The organism is Actinosynnema sp. ALI-1.44, from assembly GCF_001984155.1.
In the GTDB taxonomy this organism is placed as follows: domain Bacteria; phylum Actinomycetota; class Actinomycetes; order Mycobacteriales; family Pseudonocardiaceae; genus Kibdelosporangium.
Genome location: NZ_MTQO01000054.1, coordinates 576,806 through 596,625, shown reverse-complemented (window position 1 = coordinate 596,625; position 19,820 = coordinate 576,806). Strand labels below are relative to the sequence as shown.

The 19,820-nt window shown below is 68.6% G+C and carries 22 protein-coding genes and 2 pseudogenes; 12 read left to right on the top strand and 12 right to left on the bottom strand.

Annotated elements, in window-relative coordinates:
* Position 1: 1 nt before the first annotated feature.
* A complete protein-coding gene (locus ALI144C_RS49710; protein WP_076994268.1) occupies positions 2 to 646 on the top strand; it encodes a TetR/AcrR family transcriptional regulator in 645 nt (214 codons plus the stop codon).
* Here the strand turns inward: ALI144C_RS49710 and ALI144C_RS49705 are convergent.
* Positions 624 to 1,013, bottom strand: coding sequence for a cupin (locus ALI144C_RS49705; protein ID WP_076994267.1), 390 nt, complete (start codon positions 1,011 to 1,013; stop codon positions 624 to 626). The two genes, ALI144C_RS49710 and ALI144C_RS49705, sit on opposite strands and share 23 nt — an antisense overlap.
* A gap of 83 nt (positions 1,014 to 1,096) precedes the next feature.
* On the opposite strand from ALI144C_RS49705, the gene ALI144C_RS49700 reads away from it, so the two are divergent.
* Positions 1,097 to 1,669, top strand: coding sequence for a TetR/AcrR family transcriptional regulator (locus ALI144C_RS49700; protein ID WP_076994266.1), 573 nt, complete (start codon positions 1,097 to 1,099; stop codon positions 1,667 to 1,669).
* Here ALI144C_RS49700 and ALI144C_RS56130 read toward each other — a convergent pair.
* The 3 genes from ALI144C_RS56130 to ALI144C_RS49690 form a co-directional block, all read right to left on the bottom strand.
* Positions 1,654 to 1,791, bottom strand: a complete 138-nt coding sequence (locus tag ALI144C_RS56130) for a hypothetical protein (RefSeq protein WP_168211538.1) — start codon at positions 1,789 to 1,791, stop codon at positions 1,654 to 1,656. The genes ALI144C_RS49700 and ALI144C_RS56130 overlap by 16 nt on opposite strands.
* A gap of 94 nt (positions 1,792 to 1,885) precedes the next feature.
* Positions 1,886 to 2,725: an HpcH/HpaI aldolase/citrate lyase family protein gene (locus tag ALI144C_RS49695; RefSeq protein WP_076994265.1), complete on the bottom strand. Its 840-nt coding sequence runs from the start codon at positions 2,723 to 2,725 to the stop codon at positions 1,886 to 1,888.
* Positions 2,725 to 3,786: an HpcH/HpaI aldolase/citrate lyase family protein gene (locus ALI144C_RS49690; protein WP_076994857.1), complete on the bottom strand. Its 1,062-nt coding sequence runs from the start codon at positions 3,784 to 3,786 to the stop codon at positions 2,725 to 2,727. The genes ALI144C_RS49695 and ALI144C_RS49690 overlap by 1 nt, the downstream gene beginning before the upstream one ends.
* 205 nt (positions 3,787 to 3,991) lie before the next feature.
* Between ALI144C_RS49690 and ALI144C_RS49685 the strand changes: the two genes are divergently transcribed.
* Positions 3,992 to 5,791 carry an elongation factor G gene (locus tag ALI144C_RS49685; RefSeq protein ID WP_076994264.1) on the top strand — a complete coding sequence of 600 codons (1,800 nt, stop codon included), beginning with the start codon at positions 3,992 to 3,994 and terminating at the stop codon, positions 5,789 to 5,791.
* Here ALI144C_RS49685 and ALI144C_RS49680 read toward each other — a convergent pair.
* From ALI144C_RS49680 to ALI144C_RS49660, 5 genes are read right to left on the bottom strand one after another with little or no spacing between them, the layout of a single operon-like run.
* Positions 5,788 to 6,729, bottom strand: coding sequence for an isoaspartyl peptidase/L-asparaginase family protein (locus ALI144C_RS49680; protein ID WP_168211537.1), 942 nt, complete (start codon positions 6,727 to 6,729; stop codon positions 5,788 to 5,790). The two genes, ALI144C_RS49685 and ALI144C_RS49680, sit on opposite strands and share 4 nt — an antisense overlap.
* 17 nt (positions 6,730 to 6,746) lie before the next feature.
* A complete protein-coding gene (locus tag ALI144C_RS49675; RefSeq protein WP_083754156.1) occupies positions 6,747 to 7,310 on the bottom strand; it encodes a GTP-binding protein in 564 nt (187 codons plus the stop codon).
* A 28-nt stretch (positions 7,311 to 7,338) separates the two neighbouring features.
* On the bottom strand, positions 7,339 to 7,842 hold the full coding sequence (locus ALI144C_RS49670) for a DUF742 domain-containing protein (protein WP_076994262.1): 504 nt from the start codon (positions 7,840 to 7,842) through the stop codon (positions 7,339 to 7,341).
* A gap of 7 nt (positions 7,843 to 7,849) precedes the next feature.
* Entirely contained in the window at positions 7,850 to 8,287 is a 438-nt protein-coding gene (locus ALI144C_RS49665) for a roadblock/LC7 domain-containing protein (RefSeq protein ID WP_076994261.1), read from the bottom strand.
* A complete protein-coding gene (locus ALI144C_RS49660; RefSeq protein ID WP_143231388.1) occupies positions 8,284 to 11,112 on the bottom strand; it encodes a sensor histidine kinase in 2,829 nt (942 codons plus the stop codon). Before ALI144C_RS49660 ends, ALI144C_RS49665 begins: the two co-directional genes overlap by 4 nt.
* A 600-nt stretch (positions 11,113 to 11,712) precedes the next feature.
* On the opposite strand from ALI144C_RS49660, the gene ALI144C_RS49655 reads away from it, so the two are divergent.
* Both ALI144C_RS49655 and ALI144C_RS49650 read left to right on the top strand, forming a co-directional pair.
* The gene (locus tag ALI144C_RS49655) at positions 11,713 to 12,087 is read left to right on the top strand and encodes a DUF485 domain-containing protein (RefSeq protein WP_076994259.1); all 375 of its coding nucleotides are present in this window, start codon (positions 11,713 to 11,715) and stop codon (positions 12,085 to 12,087) included.
* Entirely contained in the window at positions 12,084 to 13,667 is a 1,584-nt protein-coding gene (locus ALI144C_RS49650; protein ID WP_076994258.1) for a solute symporter family protein, read from the top strand. The genes ALI144C_RS49655 and ALI144C_RS49650 overlap by 4 nt, the downstream gene beginning before the upstream one ends.
* Before the next feature lie 63 nt (positions 13,668 to 13,730).
* Here the strand turns inward: ALI144C_RS49650 and ALI144C_RS49645 are convergent.
* Positions 13,731 to 13,865, bottom strand: a pseudogene (locus ALI144C_RS49645) (MFS transporter); the annotation flags it as partial.
* An 80-nt stretch (positions 13,866 to 13,945) separates the two neighbouring features.
* Here ALI144C_RS49645 and ALI144C_RS49640 point away from each other — a divergent pair.
* The 6 genes and pseudogenes from ALI144C_RS49640 (at position 13,946) to ALI144C_RS49620 (ending at position 18,669) form a co-directional block, all read left to right on the top strand.
* Positions 13,946 to 14,431 (top strand): NADPH-dependent FMN reductase, encoded by a 486-nt coding sequence (locus ALI144C_RS49640; RefSeq protein ID WP_076994256.1) that lies wholly within the window; start codon positions 13,946 to 13,948, stop codon positions 14,429 to 14,431.
* A complete protein-coding gene (locus ALI144C_RS49635; protein ID WP_076994255.1) occupies positions 14,428 to 14,892 on the top strand; it encodes a flavin reductase family protein in 465 nt (154 codons plus the stop codon). Before ALI144C_RS49640 ends, ALI144C_RS49635 begins: the two co-directional genes overlap by 4 nt.
* Before the next feature lie 53 nt (positions 14,893 to 14,945).
* Entirely contained in the window at positions 14,946 to 16,250 is a 1,305-nt protein-coding gene (locus ALI144C_RS49630; RefSeq protein ID WP_076994254.1) for a cytochrome P450, read from the top strand.
* A gap of 35 nt (positions 16,251 to 16,285) precedes the next feature.
* Positions 16,286 to 17,443, top strand: a pseudogene (locus ALI144C_RS58195) (type III PLP-dependent enzyme); the annotation flags it as partial.
* 21 nt (positions 17,444 to 17,464) lie between these two features.
* Positions 17,465 to 17,836, top strand: a complete 372-nt coding sequence (gene speD / locus ALI144C_RS58190) for an adenosylmethionine decarboxylase (RefSeq protein ID WP_237774749.1) — start codon at positions 17,465 to 17,467, stop codon at positions 17,834 to 17,836.
* Complete coding sequence (locus ALI144C_RS49620; RefSeq protein WP_076994253.1) at positions 17,833 to 18,669, top strand: spermidine synthase; 837 nt, start codon at positions 17,833 to 17,835, stop codon at positions 18,667 to 18,669. The genes speD and ALI144C_RS49620 overlap by 4 nt, the downstream gene beginning before the upstream one ends.
* On the opposite strand, the gene ALI144C_RS49615 is transcribed toward ALI144C_RS49620, so the two are convergent.
* Positions 18,670 to 19,023 carry a DUF3817 domain-containing protein gene (locus ALI144C_RS49615; RefSeq protein WP_076994252.1) on the bottom strand — a complete coding sequence of 118 codons (354 nt, stop codon included), beginning with the start codon at positions 19,021 to 19,023 and terminating at the stop codon, positions 18,670 to 18,672.
* The gene (locus tag ALI144C_RS49610) at positions 19,010 to 19,405 is read right to left on the bottom strand and encodes a hypothetical protein (RefSeq protein ID WP_237774684.1); all 396 of its coding nucleotides are present in this window, start codon (positions 19,403 to 19,405) and stop codon (positions 19,010 to 19,012) included. Before ALI144C_RS49610 ends, ALI144C_RS49615 begins: the two co-directional genes overlap by 14 nt.
* Before the next feature lie 145 nt (positions 19,406 to 19,550).
* Between ALI144C_RS49610 and ALI144C_RS56125 the strand changes: the two genes are divergently transcribed.
* Positions 19,551 to 19,727, top strand: a complete 177-nt coding sequence (locus ALI144C_RS56125; RefSeq protein WP_168211536.1) for a hypothetical protein — start codon at positions 19,551 to 19,553, stop codon at positions 19,725 to 19,727.
* Positions 19,728 to 19,820 lie beyond the last annotated feature (93 nt).

Genomic DNA, 19,820 nt, shown 5'->3' with positions numbered 1-19,820 from the left:
GATGCCACGGCCGAGCACGCCGATCCTGAGCAGGGATCGCATCAGGGCCGCCGCGCTGGAGATCATCGACCGCGACGGGCTGCCCGGTCTGTCGATGCGCAGGCTCGCCGCCGAGCTCGGGGTCCAGGCACCGTCGCTGTACAGCCATTTCGCCACGAAGGACGCGCTGCTCGACGACGTCTGCGACCAGATGATGTCGACCGTCGACGTGAGCGATTTCCAGAAGGCCGACTGGCGGACCGGGATTCGCACGTGGGCAAGGTCATACCGGGCCGCGTTGGCCGCGCACCCCAACATCGTGCCGTTCCTGGCCGGTGGACCAGCCCGCCGCGACTCCGCGCTGCGGGTCGCGGACGCGGTGCACGGCGGACTGGTCGGCGCGGGCTGGCCGCCCAAGATCGCGACCATGATCGGCGCTTCGACCAAGTACCTGGTTCTCGGCGCCGCGATCGGGTCGTTCTCGCGCGGGTTCGAGGACGACGCCCGCGTGTACAACGACCGGTACCCCAACCTCAGTCAGGCGCACCGGTTGGCCGAGCACGCCGACGAGATCGACCAGGGCTCGTTCGAACTGGCCCTGGATTCCTTCCTGAACGGACTCGGCGTGTTGTACGACTCCGTGGCTACGCGGGGTGGAACTCCTTGAGCCGGTCCGCCTCGGCGGATTTCTCCGTGGCCTCGAACCAGTGCGGGTAGGTCACGTACACCAACTCGGTTTCGTCGTTCGCCACGTACAGCACCTCGGTGTCCGCGCGTAGGTAGATCACCTCGCCGACGCCCGCCGTCACGGGACCGTCCGGCCCGTCGACGGTGAACGAGCCTTTCGTGATGATCAATGCCTCGTCGTAGGTCACCTTCCACGGGTTGCGCTCACCCTTGCCGTACCGGCCGAAGCCGACGCTCATCTGCGCGCCGCTGGTCTGGTCGACCACATCGGCCAGGTGAACCTGCTGGTCGAGGCGCTGAAACCACGTCTTCGCGCCGTCGATGACGAACCGTTCGACTGCTGCCATCCCCAGACTCCTCGGTTAAATGGAACTTCTTCCATTTAGTTAACTGGAATCTTCTCCACTTGTCCAGCGGTTAGGCTGCCGGGGTGCTTCCGATCGCCGGGTCCGGCCCGTCCGAACGGGCCGACGCGGCCCGCAACAGGCAGAAGATCCTCCAGGCGGCGGCGCGGATCGTCGCCACACGCGGAGTCGAGTACCTGGCGTTGGACGAGGTCGCCGCCGAAGCGGGCGTCGGCGTGGGCACGGTCTACCGCCGTTACTCCGACCGCGGCGCACTGGCGCAGGCGTTGCTGGACGCGCAGGAACGCGAGTTCCAGGCGTCGTTCCTCAGCGGCCCACCGCCGCTCGGCCCCGGCGCGCCCGCACGGGAGCGGATCCGCGCGTTCCTGCACGCGTACGTGGACCGCCTGGAAACACAGGGAAAACTACTGATGGTCGCGGAAACCGAGACGCCGTGGGCCCGGTTCGTGACCGGCGCGTACCGGCTGCACCACAACCACCTCGTCAGCCTGATCACCGAGGCCGAACCGGGTGCGGACGCGCACTTCCGCGCGGACGCGTTGCTGGCGCCCCTGGCTGCGGCGCAGTACGGCTACCAGCGCGAGAACGGGATGAGCGTGGAACGGATCAAGGCGGGCTTCGATCAACTGGTGAACTGAAACCACAGCCACAAACCGGCAGCCAGCACGACCAGCAGCACCAACCACAGCACCATGTCGCTGAGGACCTCGCCGACGAACTCGACGACGATCTTCACGACGCCGCGCAGAACCCACATCACGCCGTGCAGGACCGCGAGCGGCCACCGCCGCCAAGGCTGCGCGGAGTCGCGTCGTAGCCGTCTTGACTCCCGCCCGGCCGACTGTCCGCCGGGGTCATCCAGAGAGCTGATCAGCCACCGCCAGGATCCGGCGTGCGTTGTCCACGTGCAGGTTCTCGATCATCCGGCCGTCCACAGTGACCACACCGCGGCCCGCCTGCTCGAACGCCTCGACCACGCGACGGGAGTACTCGATCTCCTCGGCCGACGGCGAGAAGACCCGGTTGCACGGCTCGACCTGCCCCGGGTGGATCAATGTCTTGCCGTCGAAGCCGAACTGCTTGCCCTGCAAGCACTCCGCTTCGAAGCCTGCCAGGTCCTTCACGTCGTTGTAGACGCCGTCCAGGATGTCCTTGTCCGCCGCGCGAGCGGCGAGCAGGCACAGCGACAACCCGGTGAGCAGCGGCGCGCGGCCGGGCACGTGGTCGGCGCGCAACTCCTTGGCCAAGTCGTTGGTGCCCATCACCAGCACCGACAAGCGCTCGCTCGCGGCGGCGATGTCGTGGGCGTGCAGCATCGCGATCGGGGTCTCGACCATCGCCCAGATCGTCGTCTTGTCCGGCGCCCCACCGGCTTCCAGCGCGCGCTCGATGGCGTGCACCTCGGCGGCCGAGTTGACCTTCGGCACGACCACGGCGTCCGGCCCGGCCTCAGCTGCCGCGCGCAGGTCGTCGGCGTGCCATTGCGTGCCGAACCCGTTGACGCGGATGGTGACCTCGCGCTTGCCGTACTCACCGGACGCGGCGGCCTCACAGACCCGCTTGCGTGCGTCCACTTTGGAGTCCGGGTGGACCGCGTCCTCCAGGTCGAGGATCAGCGCGTCCGCGGGCAGTGTCTTGGCCTTTTCCAGCGCTCGCTCGTTCGCGCCGGGCATGTACAGCACGGACCGGCGCATCAGACCTCCTCGGCAGCGGCGTACGCCTCCGCCAGCTCCGGGTCACGGGCGGCGAGCTGGTCGGCCAGTTCGGCGACCACGCGGCACTGCTTCACGGTGGCGTCGTCCTGCATCTTGCCGTCGATCATGACGGTTCCGGTGCCGTCGCCCATCTCCCTGATCACGCGGCGCGCCCAGGCGACGTCCGCCGGGGACGGCGAGAAGACCTTCTTGGCGATCTTGATCTGCGCCGGGTGCAGGCTCCACGCGCCGACGCAGCCCAGCAGGAAGGCGTTGCGGAACTGGTCCTCGCAGCCGACCGTGTCGCGGATGTCGCCGAACGGCCCGTAGTACGGCAGGATCCCGTTGGCCGCGCAGGCGTCGACCATGCGCGCCACCGTGTAGTGCCAGAGGTCCTGCTGGAAGGTCTGCCTGCCGGTCGTGATGTCCTCGCCGACCGGGTCGGTGCGGACCAGGTAGCCCGGGTGACCGCCGCCGACCCGGGTGGTCTTCATCCGCCTGCTCGCCGCGAGGTCCGCCGGGCCCAGTGACATGCCCTGCATCCTCGGCGAGGCCGCGGCGATCTCCTCGACGTTGGCCACGCCGGTCGCGGTCTCCAGGATGGCGTGCACCAGGATCGGCCGCTCCAGCCCGGCCTTGGCCTCCAACTGCGCCAGCAACCGGTCGACGTAGTGGATGTCCTGCGCGCCCTCCACCTTGGGCACGATCACCACGTCCAGCTTGTGGCCGATCGCCGGAACCAGCGTCAGCAGGTCGTCCAGCGCCCACGGCGAGTCGATGCTGTTCATCCGGGTCCACAGCTGCGCGTCGCCGAAGTCGGCGTTCTTGCCGATCTCGACGAGTCCCGCGCGGGAGACCTCCTTGCGGTCCGCCGGGACCGCGTCCTCCAGGTTGGCGACCAGCACGTCGACCTGCTTGGCCAGGTCGGGCACCTTGGCGGCCATCTTGGGGTTGCCGGGGTCGAAGAAGTGCAACGCTCGCGAAGGGCGCAACGGGATCTCCCGCACCGGCTCCGGCGCACCGAGCGCCAGCGGCCGGAAGAAGTCCTTCGGCGAACGCATCCTGACCTCCATGTCCTCGGGTGTACCGGAGGGTAACCCGATGTGCGCGGCTCTGCCCGCGACTCGCGTCACACAAATCGGTTGCCGTGCCCGGTACGGCTCTGCTGAACTGCGCGCAAACCCCGCGATCAGAGGAGAGCAGTAGTGCGACTGTCAGCCATGTCCACCAGGAAAGGAATCCACCCCTATCTCAAGGACATGAAGCTTGGCACGCACGCTCAACTTGGGGATCCTCGCGCACGTCGACGCCGGTAAGACCAGCCTCACCGAACGCCTGCTGCAACTCGGCGGCGTGATCGACGAGGTCGGCAGCGTCGACGAGGGCAGCACCCAGACCGACTCCATGCGGCTGGAGCGGCAACGCGGGATCACCATCAAATCCGCCGTGGTGTCGTTCGTCGTCGGCGACGTCACCGTCAACCTGATCGACACGCCCGGTCACCCGGACTTCATCGCCGAGGTGGAGCGCTCGCTGAGCGTCCTCGACGGCGCTGTCCTGGTCGTTTCCGCCGTGGAAGGTGTGCAGGCGCAGACCCGTGTGCTGATGCGGGCGCTGCGCAGGCTGGCCATCCCCACGATCATCTTCGCGAACAAGACCGACCGGACAGGCGCGCGGCACGACAGCCTGCTGCGGGAGATCGCCGACCGGCTGACACCCGCGATCGCACCGGCAGGCACCGACCCGGTGGACGTCCTGGCCGAAGTGGACGATTCGCTGGTCGCCGCCTACCTCGACGGTTCGCTGACACCGGAACGCACCAGGGAATCCCTGGTCACGCAGACGCGCCTGGCCCGGGTGCACCCGGTGTTCTTCGGCTCGGCGATCACCGGCGCCGGAGTGCCTGACCTGATGTCCGCGCTGGTCGAGTTCCTGCCGTCGGCATCCGGTGCGCAGGACGGGCCGGTCTCGGGCCTGGTGTTCAAAGTGGAACGTGGGCAGCACGGCGAGAAGATCGCCTACGTCAGGGTCTTCGCCGGCACGCTGCGCGTCCGCGACCGGGTGCGTTTCGGTGACAAGGACGGGAAGGTCACCGCGATCAGCGTGTTCGACCGCGGTCCGGCTGTGCGGGTCGCGGCGGTCGGCGCCGGGCAGATCGGCAAGCTGTGGGGCCTGGCCGACGTCCGGATCGGTGACCAGATCGGCGAGCCGCGCACCCACTCCGAGCACCACTTCACCCCGCCGACGCTGGAAACCGCTGTCATACCGGACGACCCGTCCGAACGAGGCGCGTTGTACACCGCCCTCACCCAACTGGCAGAGCAGGATCCGCTGATCAACCTGCGGCAGGACGGCGTGATCTCGTTGTACGGCGAGGTGCAGAAGGAGGTCATCCAGGCGACCTTGATGACCGACTACGGCCTGGCCGTGTCGTTCGAGGAGACCACGACGATCTGCATCGAACGCGTCACCGGCACGGGCGAGTCCCTCGAGATCATCAACGAGGGCGACAACCCCTACCTGGCCACGGTGGGGCTCAGGGTCGAGCCGGGCACCGGCGTGACCTTCCGGCTGGAGGTCGAGCTCGGCTCCATGCCGTCGGCCTTCTTCAACGCCGTCGAGGAAAGCGTGTACAAGACCCTGCGGCACGGGTTGTCCGGCTGGGAGGTCACCGACTGCGCCGTGATCATGACGCGCTCCGGTTACTGGGCACGGCAAAGCCACGCCCACGGCACGTTCGACAAGTCGATGTCCAGCACGGCCGGTGACTTCCGCAACCTGACCGCGCTGGTACTCAAGAACGCGCTCAAGCAAGCCGGAACCGTCGTGCACGAACCGATGCACTCGTACCGGCTGGAGATCCCGGAGGACACGCTCGGTGTCGTGCAGCCGGTGTTGGTGCGGCTGCGGGCGTTCCCGCTCAGATCCACCCCGCATGGCGCCGCCTACCTGTTGGAAGGCGACATCCCCGCGGCGCGGATCCACGAGCTGGAGCGGCTGCTGCCGTCACTGACCCGTGGTGAAGGCGTGGTGGAGAGCGCCTTCGACCACTACGCGCCCGTCTAACGCGGGTCGTCGGTGAAGACCTTCGTGACGATCTCGCCGTCCATGGTCAGGTAACCGTGCAGCATGCCCGGCGTGCTGTGCGGCCCGGCGAAAGCCCCTTGGCGGTCGATGGCGATCACGCCGCCCGTACCGCCAAGGGCAGGCAGGCGGCGCATCACCACGTCGAACGCCGCCTCGGCGAGACTCAGGCCGCCGAACTCGACCATGGCCGAGATCGTGCCCGCCGCGGCGCCCCGGATGAACACCTCGCCCTGGCCGGTCGCGCTGATGGCCGCCGTGTCGTTGCGGGCGTACGTGCCCGCGCCGATGATCGGCGAGTCACCGACGCGGCCGCTCATCTGGTTGGTCGTACCGCCGGTGGACGTCGCGGCGGCCAGGTCACCGTCACGGTCGACCGCGACGGCACCGACCGTGCTGTACTCGGCCCGTTCCGGGATCTGCGGGTCCTTGGCCTCGTTCAGCTGGTCCAGGCGCCGCTGAGTCCAGAAGTAGTCCTGGGTGACGGGCCGCAGGCCGTTGCGCACCGCGAAACTCTCCGCGCCGTCGCCGCACAGCAGCACATGCGACGTCCGCTCCATGACCAGCCTCGCCGCCAGGACGGGGTTGCGCACGTTCCGCACGCCCGCGATCGCCCCTGCGGCCAGGTCGGCGCCACGCATGATCGACGCGTCCAGCTCGTGACCGCCGTCCTCGGTGAACACCGAGCCCTTGCCCGCGTTGAACAACTCGTTGTCCTCGAGAACCCGCACGGCCGCTTCGACGGCGTCCACGCTCGATCCGCCTGCACGCAGCAGCTGCTCGCCCGCGCGCAAGGCGTCGGCGAGCCCGTCCCGATGGGCTTTCTCCAGCTCAGGCGTGGTTTCTTCGCGGATCAGCTTGTTGCCCGCGCCGCCGTGCACGGCGATGATGACGTTGTGTGCGTCTGGCTGATAGGTCACTACGGCACAGTAGAGCGTCAGTGCGCGGGGACGCCGTTGGCGGTGATCCAGCGTTCGACGGAGTACTCCACCAGGGTGATCAGGGTCTGTTTGGTCGATTCGCGGTCCCTGGCGTCACACCGGACGATCGGCACACGCGGGTCGATGGCCAGCGCTTCGCGGACGTCGTCCACCCGGTGCCGCATTTCGCCGTCGAAGCAGTTCAGGCCGATGATGTACGGCAGACCGCGCTCTTCGAAGAAGTCGACGGGGGAGAACGAATCGGCCAGCCGACGGCTGTCGGCGAGCACGACCGCGCCGATCGCGCCCCTGACCAGGTCGTCCCACATGAACCAGAAGCGTTGCTGGCCAGGCGTTCCGAACAGGTACAGGATCAGGTCGGTGTCCAGCGACACGCGGCCGAAGTCCATCGCCACCGTCGTCGTCGTCTTGTCCGGCGTCGACTCGATGTCGTCGAGACCGGCGCTGGCCTCGGTCATCACCGCCTCGGTCGTCAACGGCATGATCTCGGAGACCGAACCGACGAACGTCGTCTTGCCGGCGCCGAAACCACCGGCTACCACGATCTTCACCGACGTCATGGTCGGCACGAGTGCTTGCTGCGCGGTCCTATAGCCGGCGGAGTCCACCCAAAACCCTTTCCATCAGCGCGAGATGTGATGAACCGCCGGACAGGCCGGTCGTCCGGTGGACGACCACCAATCCGGTCGCGACCATGTCCCCGAGCACGATCTTGGCTACTTGCAACGGCATGTCGAGCTCCGCGGAGATCTCCGCGACCGACTTCGGCGTGCGGCACAGCCGGGCGATCGAGCGGTGCTCGATCTCGGCGAGACCGTCCTCGGCCATCCCGGCGGACGCCGTGGAGATCATCGCCTCCACCCGCAGGTCCCCGTCGGCCTTGGTGCGTCCGCCTGTCATCGCATACGGGCGGACCATCGCCGGGTCGTCGTCCGGCATCTCGACGAGCACCGGCTGCGGGGGCTGCGGCGCGGGCCTCGGCCCCGGCTGCGGTTTGACTTCGACGGGCTCACCCGCCTTGCTGCCGAACGTGAGTCCATTCAGGACATCGGCGAAGGTCGGACTGGGTGGCGCGTCCTCGTGGATCGTCATGCGCCCCTCACACCGCAGCTCCGGTCATCCCCCTCGCGCCTTGCAGTGCCGCGCGCAGTTCGGGGGTGAGCATCTGGCCGACGCGGTCGACCAGCATGGTCATCTCGTAGGCGATCTGGCCGATGTCGCACGTGGGAGCGGCGAGCACGGCCAGCGACGACCCGTCGCTGATCGACATCAGCAGCAGGATCCCGCGTTCCATCTCGACGACGGTTTCCTTGACCGGACCGGCCTCGAAACACCGCGAGGCGCCGTGGGTCAGGCTGACCAGGCCGGACGAGACCGCGGCGAGCTGGTCGGCGCGGTCGACGGGCAGGCGTGCGGACGCGGTGAGCAGCAGTCCGTCGGCGGACACGACCACCGCGTGCGCGACACCGGCGACTCGCTCAGCGAAGTCGTTGACCAGCCAGCCGAACTGGTGCGGCTGGGATTGGGGCGACGTCATGATCGGGTCTCCTGTTGTCCATTCTGGTTTTCGGCCAGGCTGCGCCTGCCGTTGCTCAGTCCGCGCTGAAGCCCGTCCAGCCGGCCCCGAACCTCCTGTGCCCCTCGCTCACCCCGCACCAGGCCCTCGCCGAATCCCGGCGGCGAGGCGATGCTCCCTGGTACGAGCTTCTCCCGGGGGACGCGCTGCGGCAAGCCCGCGGACGTGACACCTTCGGGGGACTTCGCCGCCGACTCGGCGGACTTGAACCCGTCGTCGGCCTCGCTGCGGAATTCGGAGTCGTCGGTGTAGACGCGGGGCTTGCCCGCGTCGGTGCGGTCGCGGGCGCGGGACAACCCGCTCTGCAGCCCGCCCAGCCGTTCGCGCAACGCCTCCGCCTCACGCTTGCCGCGGATCTCCGGCGACTGGCCGGTGTCGGAGACGCTGCCCGGCACGAGCTTCTCGCGCGGGACGCGCTGCGGCAGGCCCGCCTTCGTCACGCCACGCGGTGCTTCGACGACCGCCTGCGCGGTCTCGAATCCCTTGTCGGCGGCGAACTTCCACGTCTCGGTCGGCGCTTCGGCCGGTGGCCGCTCCTGATCGGACCCGGTGAACCACGCCGAGATCATCTCGTCGAAGATCGGGGTGGTCTCGTGGATGCCGCGTTCGGCGGGCGGGGACGCCGGTGCCGATGCCGAGGCCGACGCCGGGGCGACCGGGTCCCACCAGCCGGTGGTCACCGCCGACTGCTCCGCCGTGGCGACGCCGTGGTCGCCCGTGCCGAACAGGTCGCCGCTGACGGGTCGCTCGGCTTCCGTGCCCGGGCCGTCGGTGCTCTTGTGCACCGGCGCGGCACCGGTCGCCAGCCGGGCAGCCAAGTCCGAAGTGGACACCGTACGCCCGTTGGGGCGCGGCTGCTCGTCGTGCTCGCCCGGCGACAGCAGGTCGACCGGGATGGTCATGGTCGCCCTGATGCCGGGGATGTCCTTGCCACCGTGCAGTTCCACCCGGACGTTGTGCCTGCCAGCCAGCCTGCCGACGACGAAGAGACCCATCCGCCGGGACGCCGACGCGTCGAGCTGACCGCCCTCGGCCAGCCGCTTGTTCACCTCCTCGATCTCCTCGTCGCGCATGCCGATCCCGCTGTCGAGGACGTCGACCGACACGGTGCCGTCGTCCGCGAACCTGCTGGCGATCGTGACCTTGGTGTCCGGCGCGGAGAACGCGGTGGCGTTGTCCAGCAGCTCGGCCGTCAGCCGGACCAGGTCACGAGCCGCGTAGCCGACGACCGCCAGCCCGGGCGGCGGCTGCACGACAACTCGTTGGTACTGCTCGATCTCCGACACCGCCGCACGCAACAGGTCGGCCAACTGGACCGGCGGTCCGGCCCGGCGGGCCAGCTCGCTGCCCGACGAGAGCACCATCAGGTTCTCGTTGTTGCGCCGCATCCGGGTCGCCAGGTGGTCCAGCTGGAACAGCGTGGCCAGCTGGTCGGGGTCCTCCTCGTCGCGTTCGAGGCGGTCGAGCAGGTGCAGCTGCCGCTGCACGAGGCCCTGGCTGCGCCGGGAGAGGTTGACGAACACGTCGCCGTAGCTGGCCCGCAGGTGCGCCTGCTCGGCGGCCAGCCGCAACGCCTGGTCCTGCACGGCGTCGAACGCGCGCGCCACCTGCCCCAGTTCGTCCTTCGTGGTCACGGGGACGGGTGCGACCAGCGGCGGCAGCAACGCGCCCGACCGCAGCCCGGCGACCGCCTCCGGCAGCTTGTGCTCGGCGACCGACAGCGCGCTGCGCCGCAGGATCCGGAGCGAGCCGACGAGTTGGCGGCCGACGATGACCACGACCGCCGCCGCGAGGAGCACCGCGGCGAACAACACCACGGAGACGAGACCCGCCGCGTCGCTCGCGCCGTTCTGCAGCTTCATGGACTCGGCACGCAGATCACGTCCGAGCGTGTCCGCGATCGTCGACAGCGCGGCGGTGGCGAGCTGGGAACTGGTCTCCCAATCGCTCTTGCCGATGGTCACCGCCACCGGCCCGGTGCCCGGCTGGTCGAGGATCTGCTTGAGCAGGCTCGCACGGCTCGTCACCCCCGAACCGGTGACCGTCTCGTCGAACTGCCGTTGGTGGTCCTGGCCCGCAGCCGCGTGGAAGTCCCTGATCCGGGCGTCGTACCTGGCCTGGGACGCGCCCAGTGCGCCCACCTCGGTGGCCGACAGCGAACCAGTGGCTATCCCGGCTTCGACCTGTGCCTGCTGCAGGTGGATCTCCTCGTTGGCCAGCCGCAGGTCGTGCAGCGCGACCGCGGTGCCGGTCAGCGCCGGGTCGGTGATCTCGCCGGCCAGCGCTCGGTCGAACCCGAGCAGCACCGTGATCACCTCGGTGTACCTGGCCAGCGCCGTCGGGGCGTCCAGCTCGGACCGGGTCACCTGGTCGCGCAGCGTCTTGATCGGGGTGAGCTGCGCGGCGACCTCGTTCGCCGTCTGCTGCGCGGCTGGCGTGGCGAACCAGAGCGATTGGGCCGCCCGGCTCATCGCGCTCCAGTTCACGTCGGTCGCCTGGTATTCCTGCCGCAGTTCGGCGCCGGGTTGCGCGACGCGCGCGACGAGCAGCCCCGCCGACTCCGCCCGCTCGTCCTGCAGGCCGCCGATCGCCTTGCCGAGCTGGTCGGACAGCGCCACCAGCCGGTCCACCCGGCGGTAGGACTCGGACCTCGCCACCTGGTCGCCGATCTGCACCGCGCCCAGCGCGACGACGAAGACCAGCGGGACCATGGTGACCGCGGCGAGCTTGGTGCGCAGGTGCCAGTCCCGCCAGCGCAGCATCCGTGCTCGTCCTGTGCTGGTCACTGTCAAAACACTCCCAATGCGCGCAGTCGCTTACTGCATTGCCTCTTCAAAGAGGGGATCAATAACTCGCATCCGTGCGGACGTACCGTTTCGCAGGGTGTCGGCACCCCCATGAGGAAGTCCCGGAGCCAAGATGCTACATGAGAAGAATGATCAATCAATGGTCCGATCGTGGCCGATCGACAATTCGCTACGGGGAGCATGTGCCAATAGCGGCTGTATGCCCCGATCGGGGGAAGTTTGATCGGCTCGCCTCGTCCCACATGGACGCACGCACGGCGTGACGACCACAAGCGGGGGTCACAGTGGACCGCTCCGGCCACCGTCGTCGCTGGTCACTCGACCGACACGCGGTGAGATCGCAGAATTCACCCGGAAGTGTGAGCGTCGCCCCTCAGGTACCGCCCCGGCCCGGCCGATGTAGTGATCGGACCGCCCGGAGACCTAGTGGACAACCCCTAACTCGTGGCTACTATGTCGCTCGCCGACAGGCGTACCGGGAAGGTACATATGACGCACTGGTCCGGCCGAACCACTTCGGCCAGCTTTGACAGAATCCACTCTTCGACAGAAAAAGAAGTCCAAGACGGGCCCGACTTCGTGCACATTCAACGGAGTCCGGAATTCACCGAACTGCGATCAGGACTGCGCAGGTTCGTGTTCCCGGTGACCCTGCTGTTCTTCGGGTGGTACATCGGGTTCGTCGTGCTCGCCGCCTACTTCGGCGAGTTCATGAGCCACCGGCTGATCGGCTTCGTCAACGTCGGCCTCGTGCTCGGCGTGCTCCAGTTCGCCAGCACGCTGCTGATCACCCTGTGGTACCGGCGGTTCGCCAAGCGCCGGATCGATCCGAAGACGGCGGCGCTGCGGGCGTCGGCCCGGCAGCAGTCCGCACTCCGGTCCCACGCCCGGCACTCGTCAACCCGGCGCTCGCCGGCCCGGCATTCGTCAGTACTGAGGGAGGTCGACCAGTGAGCCCCGATGTGGGCAGTCCCGTGCTCAACGTCGCCGTGTTCGCGCTGTTCGTGCTGGTCACGTTGGTGATCGTGGCGAACGTCAACCGCAGGCAGGCCACGGCGAACGACTACTTCACCGCGGGCGGCGCGTTCGGCGGCGGCAAGAACGGCCTCGCGCTGTCCGGCGACTTCCTGTCGGCCGCGTCCTTCCTCGGCATCGCCGGGGCGATCGCGATCCACGGCTACGACGGGTTCGTGTACTCCATCGGGTTCCTGGTGGCGTGGCTGGTCAACCTGCTGCTGATCGCCGAACTGGTCCGCAACACCGGCCGGTTCACCATGGGCGACGTGCTCTCGTACCGGATGCGCGCCCGCCCGGTCAGGGCCGCGGCGGCCACGTCGACCCTGGTGATCTCGTTCTTCTACATGCTCGCGCAGATGGCAGGCGCCGGTGGCGTCGTCGCGCTGCTGCTGGGCGTGCACGACGGCAAGGGCCAGGCGGTGGTGATCACCGTCGTCGGCATGATCATGCTGGTCTACGTGCTGGTCGGCGGCATGCGCGGGACCACGTGGGTGCAGATCATCAAGGCCGCGATCCTCGTGCTGTGCGTCGCGCTGATGACCGTGTTCCTGCTCGGCAAGTTCGGCTTCGACATCTCCGAACTGCTCCGGCAGGCCGCCGCCAACAACACCAAGGGCGAGCGGATTCTCAACCCCGGCGGGATGTTCGGCGAGAACGGCACAAGCAAGCTCGACTTCGTCTCGTTGGCGCTGGCCCTGGTTCTCGGCGCGGCGGGCCTGCCGCACGTGCTGATGCGTTTCTACACGGTGCCGAACGCGGTGCAAGCCAGGCGATCGGTGATCTGGGCGGTCGGCACGATGACGGTGTTCTACCTGGCCACGCTGATCATCGGCTACGGCGCGTCGGCGCTGGTCGGGTCGCAGCGGATCCTGGCGGCGACCGGTGGTGAGAACTCGGCGGCGCCGCTGCTCGCGTACGAGATCGGCGGAACGCTGTTGCTCGGCATCGTCGCCGCGGTCGCGTTCGCGACGATCCTCGCTGTGGTCGCGGGTTTGACGCTGACCGCGTCGGCGTCGTTCGCGCATGACGTGTACGCCAACATCTTCAAGCGTGGCCACGCCAAGCCGGGCTCCGAGGTCCGGGTTGCCCGGCTGACCGCCGTCGCGGTCGGTGCGATGGCGATCGTCGGCGGAATCCTCGCCAACGGGCAGAACGTGGCGTTCCTCGTCGGTCTGGCGTTCGCGTTCGCCGCGTCGGCCAACCTGTCCACTTTGCTCTACTCGCTGTTCTGGCGCCGGTTCAACACGAACGGCACGTTGTGGGGCATGTACGGCGGCCTGGTGTCGTGCCTGGCGCTCGTCGCGGTGTCGCCGGTGGTGTCGGGCAGCCCGACGTCGATCTTCCCGTGGCTGGACTTCGCCTTCTTCCCGTTGAGCAACCCGGGGATCGTGTCCATCCCGGTGTCGTTCATCCTCGGTTTCCTCGGCACCGTGCTCAGCCGCGACAAGGGCGACGAGCGCAAGCAGGCCGAGATGGAGGTCCGGTCGCTGACCGGGATCACCCCGACATCGTCATGACGGGAACGATGACGGGGACGTGTACATCATGCCGAGGAACTCGACGAGCGGCCGCTCCCGCAGTCCCGCGGTGGCCGCCGGAACAGCGAGCGAATCGGTCAGGTAGGGCAGCAGAAGCAGGCCGGGCGCGGTCGTGGAAGACCCGGTGACCAGCGATCCGGCGCTGTACCCCGCGCAGATCCGACGGCTGACGCTCATCGGTTGCGGGATGCTATCCCGCTGTCCCAGTCGATGGACACCCGTTGACCTTGTGTCCGTGGGTTTTCCATGCTCGACTCATGACGGTCGTAGGGGTACTGGTCGGAAATCCGAAACCGGCATCACGGACGTTGCAGGCAGCGCTCGCGATCCGAGCCGCGCTTCGCCGGAACAGCCCAGGTGCCACCGAAGGGCCGGTGATCGACCTCGGCGAGTTCGCAGGCGAACTGTTCGACTACCGCAGCGTGCGGGTGGAACGGGCGGTCGAGGACGTGCGCAACGTGGACGTCCTCGTGGTGGCGTCACCGACGTACAAAGCCACGTACACGGGCCTGCTGAAGGCGTTCCTCGACCGGTTCGGAGCGGGTTCGCTGCGGGGCAGGACGGCGGTCCCGCTGCTCGTGGCCGCGAGCGACAGACACGCGCTGGCCGTGGAGGTGCACCTCAAGCCGGTGCTGGTGGAGATCGGTCTGAGCGTGCCGGGCCCTGGGCTGTTCCTCAACGAATCCGTGTTCGCCACCGGGCTCGACGAAGCGGTAGCCGCACTGCTGAAGGGCGTCCAGTGAGCATCGGTGACCAGCTCAAGCTCGCGTTACGGCACCACCCGGCCGCGGTCACGATCATCACCGCGCCAGGTCCGGTCGGGCTCACGGTCAGCTCGTTCGGGTCCGTGTCGATGCGCCCGCCGCTGGTCGGGTTCTGGATCGGCACGAGCGCGTCGGCGTTCGACGCGCTGACCACCGCGACGCGCTTCGCCGTGCACCTGCTGCACGCCGACCACACGGACCTCGCCGACCTGTTCGCCCGCACGAAGGCCGACCGGTTCGGCGGCGTCACCCGGTGGGAATCCGATGTAGACGGTGTGCCGCACCTGCTCGACGCGCCGGTCAGGCTGCGCTGCCGGACCGCGCACCGGGTCTCGATCGGCGACCACGTCGGGGTGATCGGTGAGCCGCTCGACATCGAGCACCACGCGGAAACCCAGCCGCTGCTGAGGTTCCAGGGCCGCTACACGTCCGTGGCCTAAGAGCGGCACGAAAGGGCGGGCACGCCGCGGACGGGCACCCATAGCGTCGACGCATGGTGAATCAGCTGGTGGCCGCGGCCCGGTTCATGCGCGACGGGTTCGACGGCATGCTCACCAACTTCCGCGAGTACGGGCCGGTGGTGCCGATCGGTCCCTACACCTACCTGCTCGGGCCGGACGCGAACAAGTTCGTGTTCGCCAACCCGCAGCTGTTCAGCTGGGGCAAGGCTTTCAGCTTCCTCAAGCCCGTCGTCGGCGACACGTCGATGATCGTCAGCGACGGCGCGGAGCACAAACGCCGACGCGGCCTCGTGCAGCCCGCGTTCCACCACCGCCACGTCAACGGCTACCTGTCGGCGTTGGCGCGGGACGCCGACGCGTTGATCGACGGCTGGCGAGACGGGCAACACCTCGACCTCGGTGTGGAGTTCCGGCGCGTGCTGCGGCGGATGAGCGTGCGGTCGCTGTTCGGCGACCGGATCGGTGAGCAGGCCGACCGCTTCGGTGACCAGCTCGCGGCGATGATCGACCTGGTCGAGCAGCAGCCGCTGTTCGTCGACGCGCACCAGGCGCTGCGAACACGGGCATGGCGCCGCGCGCTGGCAGGCAAGCAGGAGACAGACCGGCAGATCATCGCCGAGATCGCCCGGGTACGCGCGGGCGACGCGGACAACGGTGTGCTGGCGAGGCTGACGAACGCACGCGACGAGGACGGCGCCGTGCTGTCCGACGTCGAGATCCGTGACCAGGCCGTCGGGTTGATCGCGGCCGGGTTCTCGGCCGTCAGCAGCGCCATGACGTGGATCGTGCGCACCCTGACGGACAATCCCGGCGAATGGGACCTGGCCCGTGCGGAGGTCACGCGTGTCCTCGGCGATCGGCCACCCACCGGCGAGGACCTCACCAAACTGGTCCGCGTGCACGGCGTCGTGCAGGAGACGCTGCGGCTGTGGCCGCCCACAGCCATCAGCATCCGGATCCCGACACGGGACTTCACCTACGAGGGCAAGCGGATCCGCGCCGGGCGGCGGGTGTTCTACAGCCCGTACGTCACCCACCGGCTCGCCGAGGTCTGGCCCGACCCCGAGCGGTTCATGCCCGAACGCTGGGACCCCGCGCACCCGGCGTACCGCAAACACGGGCCGCACGAGTTCCTGCCCTTCGGCGGCGGGCCACACCGGTGCGTCGGGTCCACACTGGCCGTCAGCGAGCTGGCCGTGCTGCTGACGAGGCTGTTGGTCAGGGTGACGTTCCAGCTCGCCCCCAGCGGCCCGACCGAGGCCACCAAGGGCGTCCCGATCAAGCCGAAGAACGGGCTACACGGCACAGTGACGAGGCTAACTGTGTCGATCCCGTAAGCGGATTTCGTTCATGGGCAGGACGGGACCTATGCTTGCCCGCTGTGATCGACGCCCTCCCGCAGGCGCCGGAACGCATCAGAGCGTTCCTGGACGACCGCAGACCCCCGACCCCGTGTCTCGTGATCGACCTCGACACGGTGCGGGAAAGCCATACCAATCTGCGGGAAACACTGCCTGAAGCGAGGATGTACTACGCGGTCAAGGCCAACCCCGCGCCCGAGGTCGTCAAACTGCTCGCCGGGCTGGGCTGCGGCTTCGACGTGGCAGGCCGCGAGGAGATCGAACTGTGCCTCGGCCAGGGCGCCACGGCCGACTCGATCTCGTACGGCAACCCGATCAAGAAGGCACGGGACATCGCGTACGCCCACCGGGTCGGCGTCCGCCGCTTCACCTTCGACAGCGAGTCCGACCTGGAGACCATCGCGACCTTCGCGCCGGGCGCCACCGTGTCGTGCCGGATCCTGGTGGCAGGCACCGGATCGCAGACCCCGTTCGGGCACAAGTTCGGATGCGCGCCCGAGATGGCCACACGGCTGCTCGTGCGGGCCGCGGAACTGGGCCTCGACCCCGAGGGCGTGGCTTTCCACGTCGGCTCGCAGCACCTCGACCCCACCGCGTGGGAGCCGTGGATCGCCGCGGCGGGCGAGGTCACACGGACCGTCGCAGCGACGGGCATCCCGCTGCGCGGCCTGAACATCGGCGGCGGCTTCCCCGGCCGGTACCTGGTCGACCCGCCGCCGCTGACCGACTACGCCGGCACGATCCGTGCCGCGATCGCGCGGCACTTCGACCACGAGGTCGACCTGGCGATCGAGCCTGGCCGGGTGCTGGTCGCCGGGGCCGGGATGATCCGCAGCGAGGTCGTGCTGGTGTCGCGCAAGTCCGACGCCGACCCCAAGCGCTGGGTCTACCTGGACATCGGGCGCTACGGCGGGATGGCCGAGACCGAGAACGAGGCGATCGCGTACCGGCTGCAGACCGCGCTGGACCACGAGCCGACCGGGCCGGTGGTCATCGCCGGGCCGTCGTGCGACGGCGATGACGTGCTCTACCAACGGACTGCCTACGAGCTGCCATTATCGCTGCGCGCCGGGGACCACGTGGACATCATGAGCACCGGCGCGTACACCCAGAGCTACTCGTCGGTGGCGTTCAACGGATTCCCGCCGCTGCGGACCTACTTCGTCGGCGGTGCCCCGCTTTCGCCGGAGGTGGTCGACAACGAGGTCGGGGAGTTCGCCGGGCGGCACGTGCTGGCGGAGTTCGAAGGCGTGTCGGCCGAGCTGCTCGACGACGCCGCGTTCCTGCGTGAGAGCCTGGAACGCGCGCTGGAGAAGGCGGGCGCGACCGTGTGCGACATGACGTACAAGCAGTTCGAGCCGCAGGGTGTGACCCTGCTGGCGCTGCTGTCGGAGTCGCACGCGTCCATCCACACGTATCCCGAACGGGGTGCGGTGTTCATCGACGTGTTCACCTGCGGCCAGGTCGCTGACCCCGAGCTCGCGGTGAACTTGTTGCGCGACATGCTCGACGCGAGCGTGTCCAGGATCAGTGTCGTCCACAGAGGACAGGAGAACCGGTGAGGATCGATGAGCCGGTCGGTGCCGGTCTGACTCGTGTGTGGCAGGTCGACGACGTCATCGTCGACACGCGCACGGAGTTTCAGCACCTGGTGATCGGCAAGACCGCGCAGGGTGTGTCGTTGTTCTGCGACAACGAACGGCAGAGCACGGACTTCAGCCAGCTCGTCTACCACGAGGCGCTGATGGTGCCCGCGTTCCTGCTGGCCGCGCGGGTCGACCGGGTGCTGGTCGTGGGGTCGAGCGAGGGCGTGGCCAGCCAGATGGCGGTGGCCGCGGGCGCGTCGGTGGTCGACCACGTCGACATCGACACCGAGGCCGTCAAACTGTGCGCGCAGCACCTGCCGTACGGCTACACGACCGAGGAGCTCGCCGCAGCCGAGCAGGGCGACGGCCCGGTACGCGTGATGTACGCCGACGGATTCGAGTACATCCGCACCACCGACGAGCGCTACGACATCGTGGTGGTCGACCTGCCCGACGAGCAGGACGACGTGAACGCCCAGCAGAACAGGCTCTACGGCGCCGAGTTCCTGCGGATGTGCAAGCGCCTGCTCACGGACGGTGGCGTCGTCGCCTACCAGGGCGGCTGCCCGACCCTGTGGCGGAACTCGACACTGGTGAAGTGCTGGCGGCGCTTCGAGGAGGTCTTCTCCGCACCGGTCTACTTCGGCTCCGACGAGCACGAATGGGCGTTCTTCTTCGGCACGGAACTGGACGCGCCGGTGGAAACGATGGTCGCCGCGCTGCCTTCGTCGAAGTACCGCCCGGAGACCATCGACGAGCTCACGCTGCGCGGCTCGACCGTGCCGCCGATCAGCCTTCGCCCCCGGTGATCAGCTCAGCTCCTTGGTGACCCTGCGTTCGGCGACGAAGGACACGAACGGGATCATCCCGGCGAGCAGGACCAGCCCGGTCTTGACGATCGGCCAGCGGGCCTTGAGCCCGAGGTCGACCGCCAGGACCAGGTAGATGACGTAGAGGAAGCCGTGCACGGGGCCCACGATGGCGCTGTACTGCGGCTCGTCGAACGCGATCCGCATGATCATGGCGGCGACCAGGGCGAGCAGCCCGACACCGACGATGTAGGCGAGTACCCGGTACCGCGCCAGCGCGCCCTTCAAACCAGGGGCGGCGGCGTCACGGGCCGGGTTCTCCTCGTTGGTGACGATGGGGTCAGGGGCGGTCATGGGATTCCTTCGCGTTCAGCTCGGCCAAATACTGGTTGTACGCGGCAAGCTCGTCATCGGGCTGGTCAGCGGTCACCGGGGGCTCCGGCCTGCGCGGCGACGGCAGCCGCCGGGGAGGCTCAGCGACAGCAGCGGATCCCGCCCCGGTCCGCTCCTCGCTCTCCCGCGCCCGCAACCGCCGGATCCGCCACACCATGAAAGCCGGGAACAACCCGAACAAGGGCCACTGCAGCACGTAGCCGAGGTTCTGCCACGACCCGCTGGCCGACTCGTACCGGTTCCACTGCCACCACGCCAGCAGGCAAGCACCGGCCAGACTGACCACGCAGGCCACCACAACAGCGAGCCTGCGCACAATCACCCGGTCGCGGTTGCCACGCACGGTTCGACGCTAACATCCCCACCCTGAGTGACCACCGTCACCGGCCACGCGACCGCCCGCGTTCCGCCTCCGAGCGTCACATGGACGACGGGCGATAGGATCAAGCAACACTCATGTGCAACGTTCGAGAAGGCGGGTTGACGTGGTGGGAAGCCCGACGACCGAGGTCAGGTCCAAGGTCGTCGACCTGGCCTCTTTCCAGTTGGACGAACTGCGGTCCGACGAGCACGAAGCGCGCACCGAGGCGGCCGTGAAGTGGGCCGTGGCGTACGCGATCGGTCCGTCCGCCACAGCGGTCCAGAAACAGAACGAGGACGGGTGACCAGGTCAAACCCTGTGGCACGCGGGACAACGAGTGCGGCGGCAACCACCCACCAGCTGCCCGTGTCCTTTCTGACGGAGTTCTGCTCGGGCC